General features: G+C 47.8%; 22 protein-coding genes. 9 read left to right on the top strand and 13 right to left on the bottom strand.

What is annotated here, in order from left to right:
• Window positions 1–50 precede the first annotated feature (50 nt).
• The gene (locus A9180_RS07210; protein WP_064527482.1) at window positions 51–944 is read left to right on the top strand and encodes a PhzF family isomerase; all 894 of its coding nucleotides are present in this window, start codon (window positions 51–53) and stop codon (window positions 942–944) included.
• 95 nt (window positions 945–1,039) lie between these two features.
• Here A9180_RS07210 and nhoA read toward each other — a convergent pair whose 3' ends face one another.
• A complete protein-coding gene (gene nhoA / locus A9180_RS07205) occupies window positions 1,040–1,885 on the bottom strand; it encodes an N-hydroxyarylamine O-acetyltransferase (protein ID WP_064527480.1) in 846 nt (281 codons plus the stop codon).
• 174 nt (window positions 1,886–2,059) lie between these two features.
• Between nhoA and A9180_RS07200 the strand changes: the two genes are divergently transcribed.
• Window positions 2,060–2,629, top strand: a complete 570-nt coding sequence (locus A9180_RS07200) for a flavin reductase family protein (protein ID WP_064527477.1) — start codon at window positions 2,060–2,062, stop codon at window positions 2,627–2,629.
• A gap of 3 nt (window positions 2,630–2,632) precedes the next feature.
• Here A9180_RS07200 and pptA read toward each other — a convergent pair whose 3' ends face one another.
• A complete protein-coding gene (gene pptA, locus A9180_RS07195; RefSeq protein WP_064527476.1) occupies window positions 2,633–2,860 on the bottom strand; it encodes a tautomerase PptA in 228 nt (75 codons plus the stop codon).
• 306 nt (window positions 2,861–3,166) lie between these two features.
• Here pptA and A9180_RS07190 point away from each other — a divergent pair, with 306 nt between their 5' ends.
• Together A9180_RS07190 and A9180_RS07185 are read left to right on the top strand one after the other, a co-directional pair.
• Window positions 3,167–5,143: an alkyl/aryl-sulfatase gene (locus tag A9180_RS07190; protein ID WP_064527474.1), complete on the top strand. Its 1,977-nt coding sequence runs from the start codon at window positions 3,167–3,169 to the stop codon at window positions 5,141–5,143.
• A gap of 94 nt (window positions 5,144–5,237) precedes the next feature.
• Window positions 5,238–6,287: a diguanylate cyclase gene (locus A9180_RS07185; protein WP_064527523.1), complete on the top strand. Its 1,050-nt coding sequence runs from the start codon at window positions 5,238–5,240 to the stop codon at window positions 6,285–6,287.
• A gap of 349 nt (window positions 6,288–6,636) precedes the next feature.
• Here A9180_RS07185 and A9180_RS07180 read toward each other — a convergent pair whose 3' ends face one another.
• Window positions 6,637–7,287, bottom strand: coding sequence for a hypothetical protein (locus A9180_RS07180; protein ID WP_064527472.1), 651 nt, complete (start codon window positions 7,285–7,287; stop codon window positions 6,637–6,639).
• 46 nt (window positions 7,288–7,333) lie between these two features.
• Window positions 7,334–8,125, bottom strand: a complete 792-nt coding sequence (locus A9180_RS07175) for a hypothetical protein (RefSeq protein ID WP_064527470.1) — start codon at window positions 8,123–8,125, stop codon at window positions 7,334–7,336.
• Between the two features lie 1,101 nt (window positions 8,126–9,226).
• Here A9180_RS07175 and ansP point away from each other — a divergent pair.
• Window positions 9,227–10,723, top strand: a complete 1,497-nt coding sequence (ansP, locus tag A9180_RS07170; RefSeq protein WP_064527469.1) for an L-asparagine permease — start codon at window positions 9,227–9,229, stop codon at window positions 10,721–10,723.
• 111 nt (window positions 10,724–10,834) lie between these two features.
• On the opposite strand, the gene A9180_RS07165 is transcribed toward ansP, so the two are convergent.
• Window positions 10,835–11,896, bottom strand: a complete 1,062-nt coding sequence (locus A9180_RS07165) for a YncE family protein (RefSeq protein ID WP_064527467.1) — start codon at window positions 11,894–11,896, stop codon at window positions 10,835–10,837.
• Between the two features lie 241 nt (window positions 11,897–12,137).
• On the opposite strand from A9180_RS07165, the gene pqqU reads away from it, so the two are divergent.
• Entirely contained in the window at window positions 12,138–14,240 is a 2,103-nt protein-coding gene (gene pqqU / locus A9180_RS07160) for a TonB-dependent receptor PqqU (RefSeq protein WP_064527521.1), read from the top strand.
• 43 nt (window positions 14,241–14,283) lie between these two features.
• Here the strand turns inward: pqqU and A9180_RS07155 are convergent, their stop codons facing one another.
• Complete coding sequence (locus tag A9180_RS07155) at window positions 14,284–14,952, bottom strand: GntR family transcriptional regulator (protein WP_064527465.1); 669 nt, start codon at window positions 14,950–14,952, stop codon at window positions 14,284–14,286.
• A gap of 198 nt (window positions 14,953–15,150) precedes the next feature.
• Complete coding sequence (curA, locus tag A9180_RS07150) at window positions 15,151–16,188, bottom strand: NADPH-dependent curcumin/dihydrocurcumin reductase (protein WP_064527463.1); 1,038 nt, start codon at window positions 16,186–16,188, stop codon at window positions 15,151–15,153.
• A 180-nt stretch (window positions 16,189–16,368) separates the two neighbouring features.
• Here curA and A9180_RS07145 point away from each other — a divergent pair, with 180 nt between their 5' ends.
• Together A9180_RS07145 and A9180_RS07140 are read left to right on the top strand one after the other, a co-directional pair.
• Window positions 16,369–16,887, top strand: a complete 519-nt coding sequence (locus A9180_RS07145) for a GNAT family N-acetyltransferase (protein ID WP_064527461.1) — start codon at window positions 16,369–16,371, stop codon at window positions 16,885–16,887.
• On the top strand, window positions 16,884–17,333 hold the full coding sequence (locus A9180_RS07140; protein WP_064527459.1) for a DMT family transporter: 450 nt from the start codon (window positions 16,884–16,886) through the stop codon (window positions 17,331–17,333). Before A9180_RS07145 ends, A9180_RS07140 begins: the two co-directional genes overlap by 4 nt.
• On the opposite strand, the gene ydcY is transcribed toward A9180_RS07140, so the two are convergent.
• The gene (ydcY, locus tag A9180_RS07135; protein ID WP_000018638.1) at window positions 17,334–17,567 is read right to left on the bottom strand and encodes a DUF2526 family protein YdcY; all 234 of its coding nucleotides are present in this window, start codon (window positions 17,565–17,567) and stop codon (window positions 17,334–17,336) included.
• Window positions 17,568–17,652: 85 nt separating this feature from the next.
• A complete protein-coding gene (locus tag A9180_RS07130; protein WP_064527458.1) occupies window positions 17,653–17,826 on the bottom strand; it encodes a GhoT/OrtT family toxin in 174 nt (57 codons plus the stop codon).
• Between the two features lie 194 nt (window positions 17,827–18,020).
• On the opposite strand from A9180_RS07130, the gene yncL reads away from it, so the two are divergent.
• Window positions 18,021–18,116 carry a stress response membrane protein YncL gene (gene yncL / locus A9180_RS22685; protein WP_074399477.1) on the top strand — a complete coding sequence of 32 codons (96 nt, stop codon included), beginning with the start codon at window positions 18,021–18,023 and terminating at the stop codon, window positions 18,114–18,116.
• A 98-nt stretch (window positions 18,117–18,214) separates the two neighbouring features.
• On the opposite strand, the gene patD is transcribed toward yncL, so the two are convergent.
• Genes patD through A9180_RS07105 form a run of 4 tightly spaced genes read right to left on the bottom strand, consistent with a single transcriptional unit; the run spans window position 18,215 to window position 22,400 of the window.
• A complete protein-coding gene (gene patD / locus A9180_RS07120) occupies window positions 18,215–19,639 on the bottom strand; it encodes an aminobutyraldehyde dehydrogenase (protein ID WP_064527456.1) in 1,425 nt (474 codons plus the stop codon).
• Between the two features lie 21 nt (window positions 19,640–19,660).
• Window positions 19,661–20,455, bottom strand: coding sequence for an ABC transporter permease (locus A9180_RS07115; RefSeq protein ID WP_064527454.1), 795 nt, complete (start codon window positions 20,453–20,455; stop codon window positions 19,661–19,663).
• The gene (locus A9180_RS07110; protein WP_064527452.1) at window positions 20,445–21,386 is read right to left on the bottom strand and encodes an ABC transporter permease; all 942 of its coding nucleotides are present in this window, start codon (window positions 21,384–21,386) and stop codon (window positions 20,445–20,447) included. Before A9180_RS07110 ends, A9180_RS07115 begins: the two co-directional genes overlap by 11 nt.
• The gene (locus tag A9180_RS07105) at window positions 21,387–22,400 is read right to left on the bottom strand and encodes an ABC transporter ATP-binding protein (RefSeq protein ID WP_064527450.1); all 1,014 of its coding nucleotides are present in this window, start codon (window positions 22,398–22,400) and stop codon (window positions 21,387–21,389) included.
• Window positions 22,401–22,415 lie beyond the last annotated feature (15 nt).

Here is a 22,415-nt window from a genome sequence, read left to right as displayed (position 1 = left end):
CTCCGGCCACTTGCAAGCTATGATAGTTCTCCAGCCACAGGAGAACATTAATGAAACCGCAGGTTTACCACGTCGATGCTTTTACCTCTCAACCTTTTCGCGGCAATTCTGCCGGTGTTGTTTTCCCCGCCGATAATCTTAGCGAAACGCAAATGCAGCTTATCGCCCGCGAGTTAGGCCATTCGGAAACTGCTTTTCTGCTGCACAGCGACGACAGTGATGTGCGAATTCGCTACTTTACGCCTACGGTTGAAGTGCCAATTTGCGGTCATGCGACGGTGGCAGCGCACTATGTACGTTCAAAAGTGTTAGGTTTGGGGAATTGCACCGTCTGGCAAACATCTCTGGCGGGACGTCATCGCGTGACTATTGAAACGCAAAACGATGATTATCGTATTTCGCTGGAGCAAGGTACCCCTGGTTTTGAACCGCCGCTGGAAGGTGAAGCACGCGCGGCAATTATCAACGCGTTGCATCTTACCGAAGACGACATTCTGCCCGGATTGCCGATCCAGGTGGCAACGACCGGACACTCAAAAGTGATGATCCCGTTGAAGCCGGAAGTGGATATTGACGCCCTTTCTCCTGACCTTATTGCACTAACAACCATCAGCAAGCAGATTGGCTGCAATGGGTTTTTCCCCTTCCAGATCCGCCCAGGCAAAAATGAAACCGATGGTCGCATGTTCTCACCTGCGATTGGCATTGTGGAAGATCCCGTTACTGGAAATGCTAATGGTCCGATGGGCGCATGGCTGGTGCATCACAACGTGTTACCCCACGATGGCAATATGTTGCACGTTAAAGGCCATCAGGGACGCGCACTTGGGCGTGATGGTGTTATTGATGTGACGGTGACTATTCGGGACAACCAACCGGAGAAAGTCACCATTTCTGGCACAGCGGTGATTCTGTTCCATGCTGAATGGGCCATTGATCTCTGAAACCGTTGCCTGATGCGCTTTGCTTATCAGGCCTACAACCGGGCTAATGTAGGCCGGATAAGGCGTTTACGCCGCATCCGGCACTCTGGCAGAAACTATTTCCCCGCCTCCGGATGTGTATCAAACGCTGCCATCACCAACGCTAACTCATCCACAGTAACCCCATGTTTCGCATCATCCACGCCCAGTCCAAACTGCTCCTGCATAACGGCATACAACGACACCACATCCGGTAGATTTAGCTGCTCCACTGCATGTCCATTTTCATAATGGGTAAAATGAAAATTGGTCAGTGTCAGTTTGCCACCGTCCGGTAAATGGCGGCACATCAGCAAATGATGGCGGAAATGCGATTGCGGCCAGTGCGCCGACCAGAAATTACCCATCACATAATCGCTTTGTTGTTGCTCGCAGAGATCAAAACGGTACATCGACTGCCAGTGCTGATGATGATTAAACTGCAAAATCCAGTCGTCCCCTTCCTGTAACAGCCGATATTCGCCATGTGGCGTTGTTTGCGCGATATCCGCCACTAAACGAATCGGCGCAGTCAATGTCTGACCTCCGAAACCGACATCAGCAATCCATTTTTCACCTTCCAGTTCCACCAACAGCAAACGATGGGTACGCGGCGGTAATGCTGGAGGATTAGATAACACTACGCGCCCTAAAAGACTGCGTACATGAAAACCCAGCTCGCGTAATACCCGCTCAAACACGCCATTCTGTTCAAAGCAGTAACCGCCACGCCGGGCGAACACCAATTTCTCTTCCAGAGATTGATCATCAAGCTGCATTTCCCTCGGCAGCAGAACATCAAGATTTTCAAATGGAATGGTGCAATTGTGTTTCAGGTGTAATGCACGAAGCGTATCGATATTGACCGCAGCGGCTCCCGACCAGTTAATGCGGGCAAAGTAATGATTCAGAATGGGCGTCATCAGGCGTTTCCGTTAGTGGTTTTATCAACTTATAACCTGGAATAGACACCGCACAGGCGATTTTGTGCGATCGTGGACATGCATCACGTTCGCAAATCGCCGATCCCGTTAATTTTGTTGCTTATTGCGTTACGAGCTACGCTTTTAAAACACCCTTCATAGCGAGGCGCTATTGTGAGCCGATTTATCCCCGTCGATTTGCATCATGCCAGCCGTCTGTTAAACCACGGCCCTACCGTCTTGATAACCAGTTTCGATGAGCAATCCCAGCGACGTAACCTTATGGCTGCGGCCTGGTCGATGCCCGTAGAGTTCGAACCGCCACGCGTGGCAATTGTGGTAGATAAATCGACATGGACCAGGGAGTTGATTGAGCGTAACGGTAAATTTGGCATCGTTATTCCGGGCGTTGCGGCGACTAACTGGACGTGGGCGGTAGGAAGTGTGTCGGGTCGTGAAGAGGATAAATTTAATTGCTACGGCATTCCGGTAGTGAAAGGCCCGGTGCTTGGTTTACCGCTGGTCGAGGAAAAATGTCTGGCGTGGATGGAGTGCCGCTTGCTACCTGCGACTTCCGCGCAAGAAAAATACGACACACTATTTGGCGAAGTAGTATCAGCAGCGGCAGACGCTCGGGTATTTGTCGAAGGCCGCTGGCAGTTTGATGATGATAAACTCAATACACTACATCATTTAGGCGCTGGCACCTTCGTTACCAGCGGCAAACGTGTTACGGCAGGTTAAGCATTACATGCTGTAACCCGGTTTCTTTATCAAAGTCTCCATTTGGGGCGCGATTTCGGCGTCCCAGATAGCTTGCCATGATTCTGGTTGAATCTGCTGTAGAGCAATGCTTATCGAACTGTCTTTACTGTTCAGATGGCGAATAATAACGGCGGTAATATCTGCAGCAAGCGCTGCTTTTTGTTGTTCGTCCAGTTCACGCGGAAAACATTTGATGTCTATGTGCGGCATTTTTGTGCTCCTTTTGAAAGATGTCAGTAAAATTAACACACGTTGTGAGTGTCATGTGTCCGATGATGCGTTTTTACGGCAATAATGCCTGCTTGAAATTGTGCATATTTGTACTACTGCCTTTTAAATAAAGCGCCAGCACAAACGTTAACTTGCAGAATATATTCTTCTGCCAACATACCATTAAGAAAACATCAAGTTCCCGGCTTGCCAATTTATTAACGCCAATTATAGTTATTCTTGCCCTCACTAAAATTTTTCATTCGTAATTACCCCCAATAAAAATCCATTCTGGAGACACTTAAGATGCAGCTTAATCATATTGTTAAAAGTCTGCTAATAACGGGATTATTCACCACCAGTTCGTTACCTCTCCTCGCGGCGGAAGCCCCTAAAAACGCCACCGCAGCCACGCAGCAAGCAAACAATTTACTCTATAACCAGCTGCCGTTTTCCGATAACACTGACTTTACTGATGCCCATAAAGGTTTTATTGCCCCTATTCCTCAAGACGTGATTAAGGGCGAGCAAGGAAATGTTATCTGGGACCCACAACAATACGCTTTTATCAAAGAAGGCGATAAAGCCCCTGATACGGTGAATCCAAGTTTATGGCGTCAGGCGCAACTGATAAATATCAGCGGTTTATTTGAAGTGACTGAAGGTGTCTATCAGATTCGTAACCTCGATTTATCAAATATGACCATCATTGAAGGCAAAGAGGGTATTACCGTCGTTGATCCACTTGTTTCAGCAGAAACAGCCAAAGTGGGTATGGATCTTTATTACAAAAATCGCGGCAAAAAACCGGTAGTGGCGGTTATCTACACACACAGTCATGTCGATCACTACGGTGGTGTTCGCGGTGTAATTGATGAAGCTGACGTTAAATCAGGAAAAACAAAAATCTATGCGCCAGCCGGATTTTTGGAGGAAGCCGTTTCCGAGAACATTATGGCTGGCAATGTGATGAGCCGACGAGCCAGTTATATGTATGGCAACTTATTGAAACCTGATGTTAAAGGCCAGGTCGGCGCGGGGCTGGGGACAACCACTTCAGCAGGAACGGTTACGTTGATTGCTCCTACTAACTACATCACCAAAACCGGGCAAAAAGAAACTATTGACGGGTTGACCTATGATTTCCTGATGGCACCAGGTTCCGAAGCGCCTTCTGAAATGCTGTGGTTTATTGAAGAAAAGAAACTGATCGAAACCGCAGAAGATGTCACGCACACCCTTCATAACACCTATTCGCTGCGTGGGGCTAAAATTCGCCAACCGCTGCCGTGGTCAAAATACATTAACGAAGCACTCAATTTATGGGGGGATAAAGCCGAGGTTATTCTCGCTCAACATCACTGGCCAACCTGGGGCAACGATAACGTGGTCAAACTGCTTAAAAGCCAGCGTGATTTGTATCGTTACATCAATGATCAAACTCTGCGAATGGCAAATCAGGGGATGACCCGTGATGAAATTGCCGCAAACTTTAAACTGCCCTCTTCGCTGGCTAACACCTGGGCGAATCGCGGTTATTACGGTTCGGTAAGTCATGACGTGAAAGCAACTTACGTGCTTTATCTCGGCTGGTTTGATGGTAACCCCGCGACGCTTGATGAACTGCCGCCAGAAGAAGGCGCAAAAAAATTCGTCGAGTATATGGGCGGTGCTGATGCCATTTTACAAAAAGCCAAACAGGATTATGACCAGGGCAATTTCCGCTGGGTTGCTCAGGTTGTCAGTAAGGTGGTGTTTGCCGATCCAAACAACCTGGCAGCGAGAAATCTGGAAGCTGATGCGCTTGAGCAGTTAGGCTATCAGGCTGAATCTGGGCCGTGGCGTAATTTTTATCTCACTGGCGCACAGGAATTGCGTAGCGGCGTACAAAAATTACCCACACCAAATACTGCCAGCCCTGACACTGTGCGTGCAATGACGCCGGAGATGTTCTTTGATTATCTTGCCGTCCATATTAATGGTGAGAAAGCGGCAGATGCCAAAGCCGTGTTGAATTTCGATTTTGGTGAAGACGGCGGCAACTATAAAGTGGAGCTTGAAAATGGAGTTCTCAATCATACCGCCGGTGTAGAGGCTTCGGATGCTGATGCCACTATCTCTCTGACTCGTGATGTATTGAACAAAATTGTATTGAAAGAAGAGACACTGAAAGAAGCCACGGACAAAGGAGATGTCAAAATTACTGGCAATGCGGAAAAACTCAACGAACTGTTAGGTTATATGGATAATTTTGAGTTTTGGTTCAATATAGTGACACCATAAATTTACTCTGTATCGGGCAGGTATCCTGCCCTTTTTTGGTTAAAAAATGGCTGAAAGAAGAAAACCGCATCACTCGTGGCAAACACGCCGCGATATGGTTATTCGCGGCATGACAATTAGTCTGCCATGGTTTGCTTTTATCAATGTAAGTTTTGCATTGATGATTTTGCTGCGTCATGTTCTGTTTAATGACCTTACTCCTCCATGGTTAAATGAAAAAAACCTTATACATTCTATTGATATATCCGCAATGGGTATTCTGCTGATTTGCAGTGGCTTACTACTAATCCCTCGGCAAAACGCATTACCTATCCAGGTGCTATTAGTGGCCCTGAGCCTGCTATGGTCCTGGTGTAGTTATCACTTTATTGCGCACTGGACGCTGCAGTTTGCTTATCCACTATGTGTATTATTAATGCTTAGTGGCGTTGTCGCACTTTATTTCCATACCCCATCATTGCTCGCATTTATAATTCCTTTATGGCTCACTACTCCAATAGCGAGTCTTATGCTTAATCAACAGATTAATATTCATTTTGCGGTTATCTGGTGTATTTTTTCACTGGTGCTGTATGGTGGGCGACTTATTTTGTTACGTTGGTTTGAAGAAGCATGGGAACAAAACAGCTACAACAACCAGTTAATTAATCGCCTTGATGCATTAGCACATCGTGATCCTTTGACTGGGGCAGCAAACCGACGTGCGATGAACAGTATCTTATACGACGCGATAGATAACGGCGGGTCATTTGCTCTAATTATGCTGGATGTCGATTTTTTTAAACATTACAACGACACTTACGGGCATCCAGCTGGTGATCGTTGCCTGATACAAGTTGCCGACGCTCTACAGCGTTCAACTCGCCAGTCAGAGGATGTTGTTGCCCGTTATGGTGGCGAAGAGTTTGCCATCATACTGTTTAATGCAACATTGCCGGAAGCTGAGGCGGTAGCAGACAGAGTGAAGCAAGAACTTAAACTGACAGCAATCCCGCATCAGGCATCTGCTGTCAGTACATTCGTTACGGTTAGTCAGGGGATTACCTGTTCTGCTCCCGCAAAAACGGCTGAACAAATTGTTTCAGATGCCGACGCCGCGTTATACCGGGCGAAAGAAAGTGGGCGAAATCGATGGGCTTTATAAGCATTACGGGACTGGCCAGATTACGTCTCTCCGAGCTTAACAAGGACTGACGGGGGATGATAATTGTCTATAGCTATCTTCTCTGCGATGTCTTTCTGGCATCTCATTGTTTAGTACAAAAAGTGTACTTCTCATGTTCTTTCCCTGACGGGCAGGCATAGAGGTGATCTCATTGAATTTGTTAACGCAATCAGTCGATCACAAAACCCTATGCCTGTCTTCTTTTCTGGGGATTCCTCAGCCTCAAAGAAGGAGAGACAAAAAACAGCGCTATTAAATACACGCAATTGATATTATAGCATTTAATCAAGGCTACTTATTAACATCTCTTTGCTTTTAAGAATACTAGTTAACTATTTTTGGATATTTCAAGCAATATATTTAATTCATCTTTTGGTAAATTCATTTTCCTCAGATATTGCTCTGGCATGGCTATTTTTTTCTTTTCCTCCAGCGAAAGTTTCTTATAGTAATCCATATTGAGTTTCTCATAGGGATAAAGCTGATAGGATTGAAGTTTAGGGATATACAAATCGAAAATCTTTTTTAAATGCTGGGGATGATCCTCATAAATAACAGAAGAGTATTTTTTAAAATACTCTTCCTGAGGTAGCGTTGCATCAGTTGTTGCCAGAGGATTGTTCCTTGCCACATCAGATCTTCTGCTATAATATTTTAAATAAACATGATCGCCTTCACGAAAAACATAAAACATATTAACATCATGGCCTTCCCTGGCATTTTTTGGAATCTCAGCATCTATTTTAAACATTCCAACCTGCTGCCTGTAAGTATAATGGATCACATAGTTTACTATGTCATCATTATTTTCAGAGAATTGAAATCGCTTGCCTTTGCATAAGAGACTGACGACTTTCCATATAGAAAATCCTGGATACTTTTCACTGTTAGCATAGATTTCCATATTAATTGTCATGTCATCAAGAACACTTTTCTCACCATAGACCTCAAATACTGGATTGATCAGATTTTTTTTCATATCGCACCCGCATATAATAAAAACACACACTAACAAATAAAAACAGTTAACTGACAATTTTCGATTTATGGTCATTAAATACTCCCTGGTGATTGCTTCCAACCTTAACACCATTTATGAACTTATTCATAAATCTGGCATTCGGATGAGGGCCTGTTATCGCTTTACTACCTTCCCCCGGGCCACCACCGACCATATAGGTTTGACCAACATCCCATCCCGTATTCATTGATCTTGCTGGAGTGGTAATTCTAATATTAGGCTCAAATGAAGGAAATGAGGATGCTGATTGGCCCCAAATAGCAACATTCCGAAAATTTTTCTGTTGTGAAATTCTTAGAGCAAAACCTTCAGGTATATCATGCCCAGAATTACAACCATAAAAAACACACATAGCGCAATTACTTTTCCAGTTGAAGTCAATAGAATCCCATCCCCCCGAGATGCCCATTTGTATTGACCAATTAGGAGCTGGGGGGATATTTGGCGTGTCATAACAAATTGGCCCATGCAAAGTAGCAGAATGTGAAAAAACACCAACTTCTCTTACTGTTACTTTATCTCTTCCACCATATTTATCTATCCATACAGAAACAATTGTTTTAATCTCATGAAATGCCTGTATCGGAGGGCAATGGACTTTATGTATATTCTCATCATACCATGATGCTCGTTTTATATTTTTCAAACGCGTCTGACTAGCCTCTGAAAACATCTTTTCCCCTTTATCATCTTCATTAATCCAAAATAATAAAAATAATTCCTTAGGCCGGGTTATCTGCTGAGTAATTATATTATTCCCATGAGCTTTCGTAGTTCCTGTTGTAACTTTTTCCATATTTTACCTCACAAGTAATTAATCATACATACCACTATTAAATTCTGGCATACCTTCCTTTTTATGCTAGCCAATAATGACAATTTATGTTCTACTTCCCGGGCTTGTCTGTAATCGGGGATAATCGGAATATGTTCTATCTATTTTTCAAATTCCATTTTGCTCTCCTTGTTTATATAAGGAGCATTTGATTATACAATTTCAAGCAATGAGGAATATCTCATTTTTTGAACATAATATACAAATCATTTAGTACAAAAAGCGTGTCCCCGATGTTCTTTCCCTGGATTACGATCCCTTAACATTAAGCCTCAATACCCTTATTTATCTTCAGCATCAATAATTGATATACATAATTGCACAGATAACATAGCTTATATCAATTAATTAATATCCGTAAACGCTACCGCCCCACCCTGAGATTTTAATCTGCACCTGGCTATCTTAACGTTATGCCCCAAACATTAGTAATGTAAATTAAGAATTAGGAATATATCAAATTCACTTCACAAATTAATATCGAGAATGATATACACATTAATTATATTGAAGTAATTTTTAAGCGTTGTAATTCCCCTGGAACAGGACTAATTCAAGAAGTTCCTGTTGGGCAATAGCGCGTGTATCAACCAACATTCCTCTTACATTTTTTGGCACCTTCTGTAACGTCGGCAACTGGCACATCAAATCTGCAATTGTATTGGTATTTGGCGTATTACCCCTGAAACCAGTCCCCTCACTATTCAATGATAATCAGCGAAGGGATATGTTGGCGACCAACCACACTAGTGTTCACTGCAACCACTGGCGTTCAGAGCGACGAACGAGTGACGAAAGAGTCGGACTGCAGCCGAGTATCATCAAAGCAATAGTGCTTGTTTCTGTCATGATTTCATCAGGTTGCTATTTTGTCGCCAGCCGCCTTTATCCCCGTACATCTATAGTGGGATTATTTTGCATCGTTACACGATAAAAGGTAGGATTCTGCGCCGACCGTTATACCCATAAAGAATAATGGTGAATATTGTCATCGCCAGGATGAATAAACATTGTTCATGGCGACATAAAAGACTTTTTTCATTAAAGCAATCAGGGAGAGCAATGAGTAAACACGACACCGACACTTCAGATCAACACGCCGCGAAACGCCGCTGGCTTAATGCCCACGAAGAGGGGTATCACAAAGCGATGGGCAATCGCCAGGTGCAGATGATCGCCATTGGCGGCGCGATTGGTACGGGTTTGTTTTTAGGCGCAGGGGCCCGACTGCAAATGGCGGGGCCAGCACTGGCACTGGTCTATTTAATCTGCGGCCTGTTTTCGTTTTTTATTTTGCGTGCGTTGGGTGAGTTGGTATTACATCGCCCTTCCAGTGGCAGTTTTGTCTCTTATGCTCGTGAGTTTTTAGGAGAGAAAGCCGCTTATGTTGCTGGCTGGATGTACTTCATCAACTGGGCGATGACCGGGATTGTCGATATCACCGCCGTCGCACTGTATATGCATTACTGGGGCGCATTTGGTGGTGTACCGCAGTGGGTATTTGCCCTTGGCGCTCTGACTATCGTTGGCACCATGAACATGATCGGCGTGAAATGGTTCGCCGAGATGGAGTTCTGGTTTGCACTCATTAAAGTACTCGCCATTGTTACTTTCCTGGTGGTAGGTACGGTGTTTCTCGGTAGCGGTCAACCGCTGGATGGCAACACGACTGGCTTTCATTTAATTACCGATAATGGCGGCTTCTTCCCCCATGGTCTGCTGCCTGCTTTGGTGTTGATTCAGGGCGTAGTGTTTGCTTTTGCCTCCATTGAAATGGTGGGTACTGCCGCTGGGGAATGTAAAGATCCACAGACCATGGTGCCAAAAGCAATTAACAGCGTGATTTGGCGTATTGGCCTGTTTTACGTCGGCTCCGTAGTGCTGCTGGTTATGTTATTGCCGTGGAGCGCATATCAGGCTGGGCAAAGTCCGTTTGTGACGTTCTTTTCCAAACTGGGCGTGCCTTATATTGGCAGCATTATGAACATTGTGGTACTGACTGCTGCCCTCTCCAGCCTGAATTCGGGTCTGTACTGCACCGGACGTATTTTGCGCTCAATGGCGATGGGCGGTTCTGCACCAGGTTTTATGGCAAAAATGAGTCGCCAGCATGTGCCGTATGCTGGGATTCTGGCGACGCTGGTCGTGTATGTCGTCGGCGTATTCCTCAACTATCTGGTACCTTCGCGCGTATTTGAGATTGTGTTGAACTTCGCGTCGCTGGGAATTATCGCCTCCTGGGCGTTTATCATCGTTTGCCAGATGCGTCTACGTAAAGCCATCAAAGAAGGCAAAGCTGCGGATGTCAGTTTTAAACTCCCAGGCGCGCCCTTTACGTCATGGCTGACGCTACTGTTTTTACTGAGTGTGCTGGTGCTGATGGCGTTCGATTACCCTAACGGGACTTACACCATCGCGGCGCTACCGATTATCGGTATTCTTCTGGTTGCAGGATGGTTTGGCGTGCGCAAACGCGTTGCCGAAATTCACAGCACTGCACCGGTAGTAGTCGAAGAAGAGAAACAGGATATTGTCTTTAAGCCTGAAACGGCGAGTTAATTGCAAAATTTGCCCGGCGCAGTGCCGGGCAAATTGAAGCGCTCTTTGTTCATGCCGGATGCAGCGCTAGCGCCTTATCCGTCCTACGAAAGACACACTCCCCCATGTCTGTTACAGCGCAATACGAATCACATCGTCCGGCTGGGTGGCTTCTTGCTGTTTAGTGGATTTTTGTTTCACACTGACATACAGCGTTTTACCATCGGCAGATAGCGCCAGACTGTTCGGATGAGTCGGCGTATCGAACGTTTTAACCACTTTGTAGGTTTTCGCGTCAATCACACTCACTTTACCCGCCTGACGATGAGTCACGTAGGCTTCATTACGCGCTGGGTTAAACAGCACAGCCAGTGATTCCGGTGCCGAAACCTTCGCCAGAACATTACCATCACGGGTATCGACCACTAACACTTCTGCAGCTTTAGAGTCGGTGATAAATGCGCGGTTGTTGTCGGTATCAAGACTGATATTGATAAAGAAATGTTCTTTGCCATCATCCAGAAGCTTTTTACGGCTTAGGATTTTGTTGTTGGCAGTGTCGACGGTGATCAATTCACCATCAGCGTTGGTGGTGTAAAGACGCTTACCTTTGCTATCCAGCGCTAAACCAGTGCTCATTTTACCGGTGTTCTGGATGGCGGTTTTCAGTTTGATATTCTCGCCATCAACGACCCAAATTACGCTCTCTTTACCAATACCACTGATGTAAACGGTATTCGTGGCATCGTCTGCCACCAGCTCACGCGGTTGCAGCGGACGCACCTCTTCCGTGCGCTTACGATCATCCAGCACCAGACGGCCTTTCACCGCCCCCGTTTTGGCATCAATTGCCGTAACCGCGCTATTTACCGTGTTACCAAACCACAACGTTTGAGTAGCGTTGTTAATGGTGGCACCAAACGGCTTGAGATCGTTATGGATCACCTGAGTCACTTCCAGAGTGACCGGATCAAGACGATAAACCACCCCGCCTTTATCCAGTTTTCGGCTTTGCGAAGTAGCAAGCCACAGCGCGTTCTCCTGCTGGCTATAAGCCATTTCGTAGGCACCTTTACCTACCGCTTTACGCAGCATTTCTTCTGCGGCCTGCGTACTGAATGATGAAGCAACGAGCAATGAACCTAACAGTAATGAACCACGCAGGCGCGATGAAAACAGATGACGTAAATGCATGACGACTCCCTTTGATGAACCGATATTTTTGCTGCTTCACAATGCTTCGCTGAACGTAATCTTCGTTACGCCCTTGTTATAAATGGGAATGGTAATCATTATTTTCTCAAATGTGGAGTATTTCTTGCCGTTACGACTACAATTTTTTCAATCAATTAACGTATTGTGCCGTTTCGTTTCCCATAAATTTACATTTTCATTACCATGGCAGCGTTTTTCCATCCTTAACCTGGCTTTTTTCATGAAGATTTTCTCCGTCCGACAAACCGTTTTGCCCGCACTGATTGTCCTTTCACCTTCCGCTTTTGCAACCAATGAACAAACCATGATTGTCAGTGCCGCGCCGCAGGTGATTTCCGAGCTGGATACCCCAGCAGCTGTAAGCGTGGTGGATGGCGAAGAGATGCGCCTGGCAACACCGCGCATTAACTTGTCTGAATCACTGACCAGTGTGCCAGGTTTACAGGTACAAAACCGGCAGAACTATGCGCAAGATTTACAGCTGTCGATTCGCGGATTTGGTTCCCGTTCCACTTACGGTATTCGCGGTATTCGCCTGTATGTGGACGGTATTCCCGCCACCATGCCAGACGGACAAGGGCAAACATCCAACATCGATTTAAGCAGTGTGCAAAATGTGGAAGTGCTGCGTGGTCCCTTCTCTGCCCTGTATGGCAACGCGTCTGGCGGTGTCATGAATGTCACCACCCAGACCGGGCAACAGCCGCCAACCATTGGAGCCAGTAGTTACTACGGCAGTTTTGGCAGCTGGCGCTATGGCCTGAAAGCAACGGGCGCAATGGGCGACGGCACACAGCCTGGCGATGTCGATTACACCGTTTCAACCACGCGCTTTACGACCCACGGCTATCGTGACCATAGTGGCGCGCAGAAAAATTTAGCCAATGCTAAATTAGGCGTACGCATTGATGACGCCAGCAAATTAAGCCTGATTTTCAATAGCGTGGATATCAAAGCAGATGATCCTGGTGGATTAACCGAAGCAGAATGGAAGGCCAATCCACAACAGGCGCCGCGCGCTGAACAGTACGACACACGAAAAACCATCCAGCAAACTCAGGCTGGGTTGCGCTATGAGCGTAGCCTGAGTTCGCGGGATGATTTGAGTGTAATGATGTATGCCGGAGAGCGAGAAACCACACAGTACCAGTCGATTCCGATGACTCCGCAGCTTAATCCGTCACATGCGGGCGGCGTGATTAGTTTGCAGCGCCATTACCAGGGTATAGACACCCGCTGGACACACCGTGCTGAACTGGGCGTTCCAGTCACGTTCACCACCGGTCTGAACTACGAAAATATGAGTGAAAACCGCAAGGGCTACAATAACTTCCGCCTGAATAATGGCGTGCCAGAGTACGGACTAAAAGGTAATTTGCGCCGTGACGAACGCAATTTGATGTGGAACGTCGATCCCTATTTGCAAACCCAGTGGCAACTGACCGATAAACTGTCGCTGGATGCTGGCGTGCGCTACAGTTCCGTATGGTTTGATTCTAACGATCATTACGTCACGCCTGGAAATGGCAATGACAGCGGTGACGCCAGTTACCACAAATGGCTACCGGCAGGTTCACTGAAATATGCGATGACCGATGCCTGGAATATCTATCTGGCGGCTGGTCGAGGTTTTGAAACACCGACCATCAATGAGCTGTCTTATCGTGCTGACGGTCAAAGCGGTATGAACTTTGGTTTAAAACCATCCACCAACGATACAATTGAAATCGGCAGTAAAACGCGTATTGGTGATGGGCTGCTTAGTCTCGCATTGTTCCAGACCGACACCGATGATGAAATTGTTGTCGACAGCAGTAGCGGTGGACGCACTACGTATAAGAATGCAGGAAAAACACGTCGTCAGGGCGCAGAACTGGCGTGGGATCAACGCTTCGCCGGAGATTTCCGCGTAAAAGCATCATGGACCTGGCTCGATGCGACCTATCGCAGCAATGTTTGTAATGATCAGGACTGTAATGGTAACCGGATGCCAGGAATAGCCCGTAATATGGGCTTTGCGTCTTTGGGGTATGTGCCGGAAGAAGGCTGGTATGCAGGCACAGAAGCGCGTTATATGGGCGATATTATGGCGGATGATGAAAACACAACCAAAGCACCTTCTTATACCCTTGTCGGAGTGTTCACCGGATACAAATATAATTTCCATAATATGACCGTGGATTTATTTGGCCGTGTTGATAATTTATTTGATAAAGAATATGTCGGTTCAGTGATTGTTAATGAATCAAATGGCCGATATTACGAATCTGCTCCCGGGCGTAATTATGGCATTGGAGTAAATTTCGACTGGCGATTTGAATAAAAATCAAGATGCCCGGTAATTACTGGGCATCTTTTCGTCGTTATCATTCATGACTATACTGCTGGTTAATAATCGCAATATTCTTTTTCATAATATCTGTCAGATAATGACAGCTTTGCTTTTTATCTTTTTCTTTCAATGCTGCGAGTAGAGCCTGATAAATTTCAATACCATCGCGCAATTCGTCAGTATTTACCGCTTCATAAAGATAATGTAACCCAGGCCCCATCCGAACCCACAGTTGCTCAATTATTTCACACAGGATAGGCATTTTTGAATAACGATAAATTACAAAGCGGAATTGCCGATTAGTATTAATGAGTTGTGCCATATCGCCATTTTCTTGTGCCTGCTGTAATTCCTTGAGTAAATCCTGAAGCTCTGCTATGCCTTCCGGGGAAATATTTTCAACCGCTAAAGCGACTGCCATTAATTCCAGTTCGTAGCGGATACGATTGATTTCATCTAACCGCCCCGCCCCCACTTCCGGTACCGTAAAGGCCTGTGCCGGCGCGACAGATAGCGCATTAACAGAAACCAGACGCAATAACGCTTCGCGTACTGGTGTAATACTCATACCCAGTTGCTCCGCCAGATTTTTGGTGATCAACCGTGCGCCAGGTTTCAGTGCACCAATACTAAGTTGGTACTTCAGATTATTTTCAACCTGCATGGTCAAACTGACATGCTGCATTTTTTCAGTTCCAGGCATTTTACTTCCTTAAAAGTGTATTCTTTCCGACTCTGCCCACAAGGCAGAAGTAGTTTACCTGGTGTAATAATTAGATAATTAATAACCAATCACTTTTTTAGTTATTAGCAGTCGAACAGTGACGTGGTTAGTTAATTAAAGCTGGGATTAAGATTTTTGCCTGGGTTTTTGTGGCGGCTTTACGCCGCCGTTGAATTGTTAGCCGTCAGTCGCGACACGGATCACCACCTTGCCGAAGTTTTTACCGTTCAACAGACCGATAAATGTCTGTGGAGCGTTCTCTAAACCGTCGGTAATTTGTTCACGATAGTGAATTTTTCCCTCTTTTACCCACTGCTCCATCTCTTGCTGGAACTCATGGATGCGATGACCATAATCCTGATTAATAATAAATCCTTGCAGACGAATGCGTTTTTTCAGCACTGTGGCCATCAGCAGCGGTAAACGATCCGGACCGGAGGGTAATTCCGTAGCATTATAGCCGCTCACTAACCCGCAAACGGGGATCCGCGCGGATGTATTGAGTAAAGGCAGCACCGCATCAAATACCTTACCGCCAACATTTTCATAATAGATGTCCACGCCTTTTGGACACGCTTTCGCCAGTTGTTCGGCAAAATCATCCGCGTGATGATTAAGGCAAACATCAAAGCCCAGCACCTCAGTAGCATGACGGCATTTTTCCGCGCCGCCTGCTACCCCCACTACGCGACAGCCTTTCAGTTTGCCGATTTGCCCCACCGTTGCACCAACCGGCCCTGTTGCTGCAGCAACTACCAGCGTTTCGCCCTTTTTTGGTTGACCGATATCCAGCAGCCCCATATAAGCCGTAAAGCCTGGCATCCCCAGTCCCCCCAACGACCACGAAGGATTTTCTGGCTGATCGCCAAGTTTCACCAGCTCATCGCCACTGGATATGTCGTAGTCCTGCCAACCGCTGTAACTCAGCACCCAGTCGCCTGGCTGGTAATCAGGATGATTCGATTCGACTACCCGGCTCACCGTACCGCCGACCATCACGCCCCCAATATCAACTGGCGGTGAGTAAGAGGGCTCATCGCTCATACGTCCACGCATATACGGGTCCAGCGACAGATAAACAGTACGCAGTAACACCTGCCCCTCACCTGGTGTTGCGACCTCGTCTTCTTCAAGACGGAAATTCTCGGGAACCGGTGCGCCATGCGGACGCGAGGCCAGAACCCAACGGCGGTTACGCTGCTTTTGTTGCCCCATAATGCTCTCCTGTGCTTTTGGCATGAATCGATCAATAGTAGCAGGCTCACGGGATTGGATTTGTTTACGACCGTCACAACGCCTCTGCGACACGCAATAATTTCATCGAGGAATCCGTTGCTTCGGGCTGTTTTCGATAGTATTGATAACGTCATCATCAATATTTAATCGAGGCCAGATATGTCCATCCGTTTTGCCCGCAAAGCCGATTGTGCTGCAATTGCGGAAATTTATAACCACGCCGTGTTGTATACGGCAGCTATCTGGAATGACCAAACAGTGGATGCAGACAATCGCATTGCCTGGTTTGAAGCGCGGACTTTATCGGGTTATCCGGTGTTGGTGAGCGAGGAAGACGGCGTAGTGACTGGGTATGCCTCATTTGGCGACTGGCGTAGTTTCGACGGTTTTCGCCATACTGTGGAACATTCAGTTTATGTTCATCCTGATCATCAAGGCAAAGGTCTTGGGCGCAAATTGTTAAGCCGATTGATCGATGAAGCCAGGGACTGCGGTAAACATGTGATGGTTGCCGGAATCGAATCGCAAAATCAGGCCTCGCTGCATCTCCACCAGTCGCTGGGATTTGTCGTCACCGCACAAATGCCGCAAGTAGGCACTAAATTTGGTCGCTGGCTGGATCTGACATTTATGCAGTTGCAACTCGACGAGCGCACTGAACCGGACGCGATTGGATGAATCAATCGCTCACCCTTGCCTTTTTGATTGCCGCCGGAATTGGCCTGGTGGTGCAAAACACACTGATGGTGCGCATCACCCAGACTTCCTCAACTATTCTCATCGCCATGCTGCTGAACTCACTGGTGGGGATTGTGCTATTCGTCGCCATTTTATGGTTTAAACAAGGGATGGCAGGGTTTGGTGAACTGGTTTCCAGCGTGCGTTGGTGGACACTGATTCCTGGCTTGCTGGGATCGTTTTTTGTCTTCGCCAGTATCAGCGGATATCAAAACGTTGGCGCGGCAACGACCATTGCAGTATTAGTCGCCAGTCAGTTGATTGGAGGGCTGGTGCTGGATATTTTGCGTAGCCATGGTGTGCCGCTGCGGGCGCTGATCGGCCCAATTTGCGGAGCGGTTTTATTGGTAGTAGGCGCCTGGCTGGTGGCCAGACGCACGTTTTAATCACAGGATGGTGCCGCCTTTGGTTAACTGTTCGTGGCGAGCTTCCATATCTTCTTTATGCTTACGCCCGTGATGAGCGATTGCTGTACGCAAACGCTGCTGCTGGGTGTAACGCTCTTCCCGACTTAACTCTGCGTCATCGCTCAGGGCGATTAATAATTCGTTCATATGGGCAATGACGCTCTCCTCAATCGCGGCATCCACGCGCGCGATGACTTCATCCAGATGCGACATACTTTCTCCTTAGCCACTTGTGAAATTTATCGATTCACTCAAATGATATAAGCCTGCGTTGTGCCGTCAAGCTAGCGCTCAAGATTTAAAATAGCGAAATCAGCAGTGCCACCGGAAAACTCATCGGCCAGGTCACCGCCACCAGGAAGGCGCTCAGAAAGCGAATACGCTTCTTATCGTGGGAAAGAAACCAGGTAGTAACAAACGCGATCGCTGCCATAACAGCATAAAAAACAAGCAGGTATTGATAAAGAGACATGTACGGGCGTCCAGCCAGAGGAAGAAAACGCGCGCAAATATGCGTTATTTTTTGATATACATCAAGTTTCCCAACCGTTTTGAGATATGTCTATAACCTGGGGTCTGCCCTTGTCCATCTTCAGAATGAGTATTATTGCGGATTTACTTAACCCGTACTATACACATAGGGGCTATGACAAAAGGTGGCAAAATATGAATGTTTCCAGTAGAACCGTAGTGCTGATAAATCTCTTTGCTGCTGTTGGGTTGTTCGCTCTTATCTCTATGAGATTTGGTTGGTTTATTTGATGTAGCAATATTGCACGCAGTACACACTGTCAGAGAGATATCAACTCTCTGACAGTGCGTTAGATCTTCTCACACTCTTCCAGGCTACAACATTATCCTTAGTGTTTAACCATTACGTGGCGTACTACGGTGTAATCTTCCAGCCCATAAAGTGACATATCCTTGCCATAACCGGAAAGTTTCTGGCCACCATGCGGCATTTCACTTACCAGCATGAAATGAGTATTGACCCACGTACAGCCATATTGCAGACGTGCACTAACGCGATGCGCCCGCCCCACATCTTTCGTCCACACCGAAGAGGCTAAACCATACTGGCTGTCATTTGCCCAGTTAACCACTTGTTCTTCGTTGTCGAAGACAGTCACGCTCACTACCGGCCCAAATACCTCTCTTTGGACGATGGCATCTTCTTGTAACGCACCTGCCAGCAGTGTCGGCGCATAGTAATAACCGTTACCTTTTCGTTTCTCCCCGCCGGTAATCACTTTAATGTGTCCCGTCGCTTTTGCCTCTTCCACTGCTTTGCTGACGCGGTCGAGATGCGCTTGTGAACTCAACGGCCCCAGTTCCGTTGATTCGTCATCCGGCGCGCCCGACTTCAGGGTTGCGACAGCGGCGCCGAGTTTTTCCACCAGCGCATCGTAAATGCCTTTTTGCGCGTAGATTCGACAAGCTGCGGTGCAATCCTGTCCAGCGTTGTAATAGCCAAACGTGCGTACACCTTCGACCACAGCTTCAATATCAGCATCATCAAAAACAATGACAGGCGCTTTGCCGCCTAACTCCATGTGGGTGCGTTTAATGGATGGCGCAGTATGGCTGATGATGTGCTCACCGGTGGCAATAGAGCCCGTCAGCGACACCATGCGCACTTTTTGATGCCCGGTCAGCGGATCGCCCACGGTTTGGCCTCTGCCAAACAGTACGTTGATCACGCCCGGCGGGAAGATATCTTTCGCCAGCTCGGCCAGTTTTAGTGCGGTCAGCGGCGTGATTTCTGATGGCTTCAGTACCACGCAGTTCCCCGCCGCCAGTGCCGGAGCCAGTTTCCATGCTGCCATCATCAGCGGATAATTCCACGGCGCGATAGAGGCCACAACGCCCAGCGGATCGCGACGGATCATCGAAGTATGTCCCTCGAGATATTCTCCTGCCGCCAGACCATTCAGGCAGCGAGCAGCTCCGGCGAAAAAGCGAAAAACATCGACAATCGCTGGAATTTCATCATTGAACGCACTATGCAGAGGTTTGCCACAGTTACGGGACTCCAGTTCGGCAAAAACCTGACCGTTTTCTTCGATAACATCCGCCAGTTTCAGCAGGCATTCTGCGCGCACCTTCGGCGTGGTTTGCCCCCACTCAGCAAATGCCGTATCTGCCGCGCGAACAGCAGCATCAACTTGCTCTGCAGATGCCTCGGCGATCTCCAGTAAAACGTCCCCCGTTGCCGGATTATAGACAGGCTGTTTTTCCCCTTCGCCGCTAACCAGTTCTCCGTTAATCAGTAACTTATGTTGCATAGCATATTCCTGTATCAGTGGTTATTGACCATTGTCGCCTTCGCGGGTTAGCCACCAGGCTCCCAGGATCGGCAAGGTTGTTACCAACATAACCAGCAGAGCCACGACGTTCGTTACCGGTACATCACGCGGTCGCCCAAGTTGATTGAGCAGCCACAGTGGTAACGTCCGTTCATGACCTGCCGTAAAGGTCGTAACGATGATTTCATCGAACGACAAGGCAAACGCCAGCATTCCTCCTGCCAGTAGCGCCGAACTGAGATTGGGCAGCACCACATAACGAAAGGTTTGCCAGCCATTGGCCCCAAGATCCATTGACGCCTCCACCAGACTCCATGAGGTGCGGCGAAAACGGGCGATGACATTGTTAAACACCACCACTACACAAAAAGTCGCATGACCGACCACGATGGTGAAAAAGCCAGGCTCCAGATTGATGGTTTTAAACGCAGTTAATAACGCCAGACCAGTAACAATACCTGGCAGCGCAATAGGCAGCAGCAGTAACAGTGAAATAGCATTTTTGCCGAAAAAGTCTCGTCGCCAGAGCGCAGCGGCTGCCAGTGTCCCCAATACCAGCGCAATTAATGTTGCCAGCGACGCCACTTTAAGTGACAGTGTCACGGCATCAAGGATATCGCTACGCTGCGCCGCCACACTGAACCAGCGCAGTGTCAGGCCTTGCGGGGGGAAGCTAAATGCTGCCTCTTCAGTATTAAAAGCATAGGCAGCAATAATAAGGATAGGAAAGTGAAGGAAAACCACGCCTCCCCAGGCTGCCAGTTTGAGGAAAAACGGTGCGCGTTCAGAGTGCATCGAACGCTCCCAGGCGTTTCACAAACGCCAGATAAAGTGCGATAAGGACTATCGGAACCAGGGTGAAGGCCGCAGCCATCGGCATATTGCCTATTGCCCCCTGCTGGGAGTAGACCATATTACCGATAAAATACCCTGGCGGGCCAACCAGTTGTGGGACGGTAAAATCACCAAGCGTCAGCGAGAAAGTAAAAATAGACCCGGCTGCTATCCCCGGGACCGCCAGCGGCAATACCACATAACGGAAGGTTTGCCGTGGACGCGCGCCGAGATCTGCCGACGCCTGTAACAATGACGGAGGTAAACGCTCCAGCGCCGCCTGCACGGGGAGAATCATGAACGGCAGCCAGATGTAGAGAAACACCAGAAAGCGGCCCAGCCCTGAAGTTGACAGCGTATTACCGCCCACTGCCGGTAGTGTAAGAAACGCCGTGAGTAGTGGCTCCAGCCCCAGATGCTGTAAAAACCACTGCGCTACACCGTCTTTAGCCAGCAATAAGGTCCAGGCATAGGCTTTGACAATGTAGCTTGCCCACATGGGCAACATCACCGCAATGTAAAAGAACGCTTTCATTTTGCCACTGGTATAGCGCGCCATATACCACGCCATCGGGAAGGCCAGAATGGCACTGGCGACAGTCACTGCCACTGCCATCGTCAGTGTGCGGATAATGATGTCGTAATTAGCCGGGTTAAACAGCGCACGGATATTCGCCAGTGTCAGTTCTGGCATTACTGACATGGTGAAATCGTCAAAGGTATAAAAACCCTGCCATAACAGCGTCAGCAGCGAGCCAAAATAAACGATGCCAAACCACATCAGTGGACCAAGCAGTAGTAAAAATAGCCCCAGTCCTGGTTTACGCCAGAAAAATCCGGATATCTTTCCAACTCCCGGGCGCGAAGGTGACTGCAATACGTTCATCGCCATTCACCTCTCCTCAACCAGCGGCACCATCACATCACGCGCCCAGGAAACCATCACCTGTTGACCGGGTATGAGCGTGTCGGGTAAGTCTTCGCCCGTTACATTTGCCTGGCTAACCAGCAGTTTTTCTCCACCGCTAAGTTTCAGTTCAAAACGTGTGGCTGCTCCCTGATATTGCACCGCCTGAATCGTGCCATTGGCCTGCACTTCACCAGGTGTATTCAGGCGGATATGTTCCGGCCGCAGGGCAAAACTGCCCATCATGCCGCAAAGACTCTCGGCCATTAGCGGATCAAAAACGTTGGATGTCCCGACGAATCCCGCAACAAACGGCGTGCGTGGGCGCATATAGAGATCGCGCGGGGAATCGACCTGTTCTATGCGTCCATTATTGAAAACCGCCACACGATCGGACATCGATAACGCTTCGCCCTGATCGTGGGTAACGAAGATAAACGTGATGCCGAGAGACTGTTGCAGCTTTTTCAGCTCCAGCTGCATTTGTTCTCGCAATTTGAGATCCAGCGCGCCGAGCGGTTCATCCAGCAACAATACGCGCGGTTCGTTCACCAGTGCTCTGGCGATGGCGACTCGCTGGCGCTGACCACCAGAAAGCTGTGACGGCTTACGTTGCTGAACAAAACCAAGCGCCACTTTCTCCAGCGCTTCTTGCGCCATAGCATGTCGCTGTTTTTTATCCACGCCTTTAACCATCAGCCCGTAAGCCACATTCTCGAGAATCGACATATGGGGAAACAGCGCGTAGTCCTGGAAGACGGTATTCACATCCCGCTCCCAGGGCGGCAGATTACTGGCCGGTTTGCCGAAGATAGCAATCGCCCCGCCGGAAAGCTGTTCGAAGCCAGCAATCAGGCGCAGACAGGTGGTTTTGCCGGAGCCGGACGGCCCCAGCATAGAGAAGAACTCACCATCTTTTATCGCAATACTGACGCCATCTACCGCGCGCACGTCACCGTACAACCGCGAGACGTTGTCAAACTCCACTGCGTACGTCATAACACACCCCAGTGA

This window comes from Escherichia sp. B1147 (assembly GCF_001660175.1).
Classification (GTDB): domain Bacteria; phylum Pseudomonadota; class Gammaproteobacteria; order Enterobacterales; family Enterobacteriaceae; genus Escherichia; species Escherichia whittamii.
Note: the sequence above shows the minus strand (reverse complement) of the source record. Positions and strands in the feature narration are given on the sequence as shown.

Bases quoted from the DNA above. Each gene is read 5' to 3' on its own strand.
- A9180_RS07210 (WP_064527482.1), top strand. From the start codon at position 51: ATGAAACCGCAGGTTTACCACGTCGATGCTTTTACCTCTCAACCTTTT.
- nhoA (WP_064527480.1), bottom strand. From the start codon at position 1,885: ATGACGCCCATTCTGAATCATTACTTTGCCCGCATTAACTGGTCGGGA.
- pptA (WP_064527476.1), bottom strand. From the start codon at position 2,860: ATGCCGCACATAGACATCAAATGTTTTCCGCGTGAACTGGACGAACAA.
- A9180_RS07190 (WP_064527474.1), top strand. From the start codon at position 3,167: ATGCAGCTTAATCATATTGTTAAAAGTCTGCTAATAACGGGATTATTC.
- A9180_RS07185 (WP_064527523.1), top strand. From the start codon at position 5,238: ATGGTTATTCGCGGCATGACAATTAGTCTGCCATGGTTTGCTTTTATC.
- A9180_RS07180 (WP_064527472.1), bottom strand. From the start codon at position 7,287: ATGAAAAAAAATCTGATCAATCCAGTATTTGAGGTCTATGGTGAGAAA.
- A9180_RS07175 (WP_064527470.1), bottom strand. From the start codon at position 8,125: ATGGAAAAAGTTACAACAGGAACTACGAAAGCTCATGGGAATAATATA.
- ansP (WP_064527469.1), top strand. From the start codon at position 9,227: ATGAGTAAACACGACACCGACACTTCAGATCAACACGCCGCGAAACGC.
- A9180_RS07165 (WP_064527467.1), bottom strand. From the start codon at position 11,896: ATGCATTTACGTCATCTGTTTTCATCGCGCCTGCGTGGTTCATTACTG.
- pqqU (WP_064527521.1), top strand. From the start codon at position 12,138: ATGAAGATTTTCTCCGTCCGACAAACCGTTTTGCCCGCACTGATTGTC.
- A9180_RS07155 (WP_064527465.1), bottom strand. From the start codon at position 14,952: ATGCCTGGAACTGAAAAAATGCAGCATGTCAGTTTGACCATGCAGGTT.
- curA (WP_064527463.1), bottom strand. From the start codon at position 16,188: ATGGGGCAACAAAAGCAGCGTAACCGCCGTTGGGTTCTGGCCTCGCGT.
- A9180_RS07145 (WP_064527461.1), top strand. From the start codon at position 16,369: ATGTCCATCCGTTTTGCCCGCAAAGCCGATTGTGCTGCAATTGCGGAA.
- A9180_RS07140 (WP_064527459.1), top strand. From the start codon at position 16,884: ATGAATCAATCGCTCACCCTTGCCTTTTTGATTGCCGCCGGAATTGGC.
- ydcY (WP_000018638.1), bottom strand. From the start codon at position 17,567: ATGTCGCATCTGGATGAAGTCATCGCGCGCGTGGATGCCGCGATTGAG.
- A9180_RS07130 (WP_064527458.1), bottom strand. From the start codon at position 17,826: ATGTCTCTTTATCAATACCTGCTTGTTTTTTATGCTGTTATGGCAGCG.
- yncL (WP_074399477.1), top strand. From the start codon at position 18,021: ATGAATGTTTCCAGTAGAACCGTAGTGCTGATAAATCTCTTTGCTGCT.
- patD (WP_064527456.1), bottom strand. From the start codon at position 19,639: ATGCAACATAAGTTACTGATTAACGGAGAACTGGTTAGCGGCGAAGGG.
- A9180_RS07115 (WP_064527454.1), bottom strand. From the start codon at position 20,455: ATGCACTCTGAACGCGCACCGTTTTTCCTCAAACTGGCAGCCTGGGGA.
- A9180_RS07110 (WP_064527452.1), bottom strand. From the start codon at position 21,386: ATGGCGATGAACGTATTGCAGTCACCTTCGCGCCCGGGAGTTGGAAAG.
- A9180_RS07105 (WP_064527450.1), bottom strand. From the start codon at position 22,400: ATGACGTACGCAGTGGAGTTTGACAACGTCTCGCGGTTGTACGGTGAC.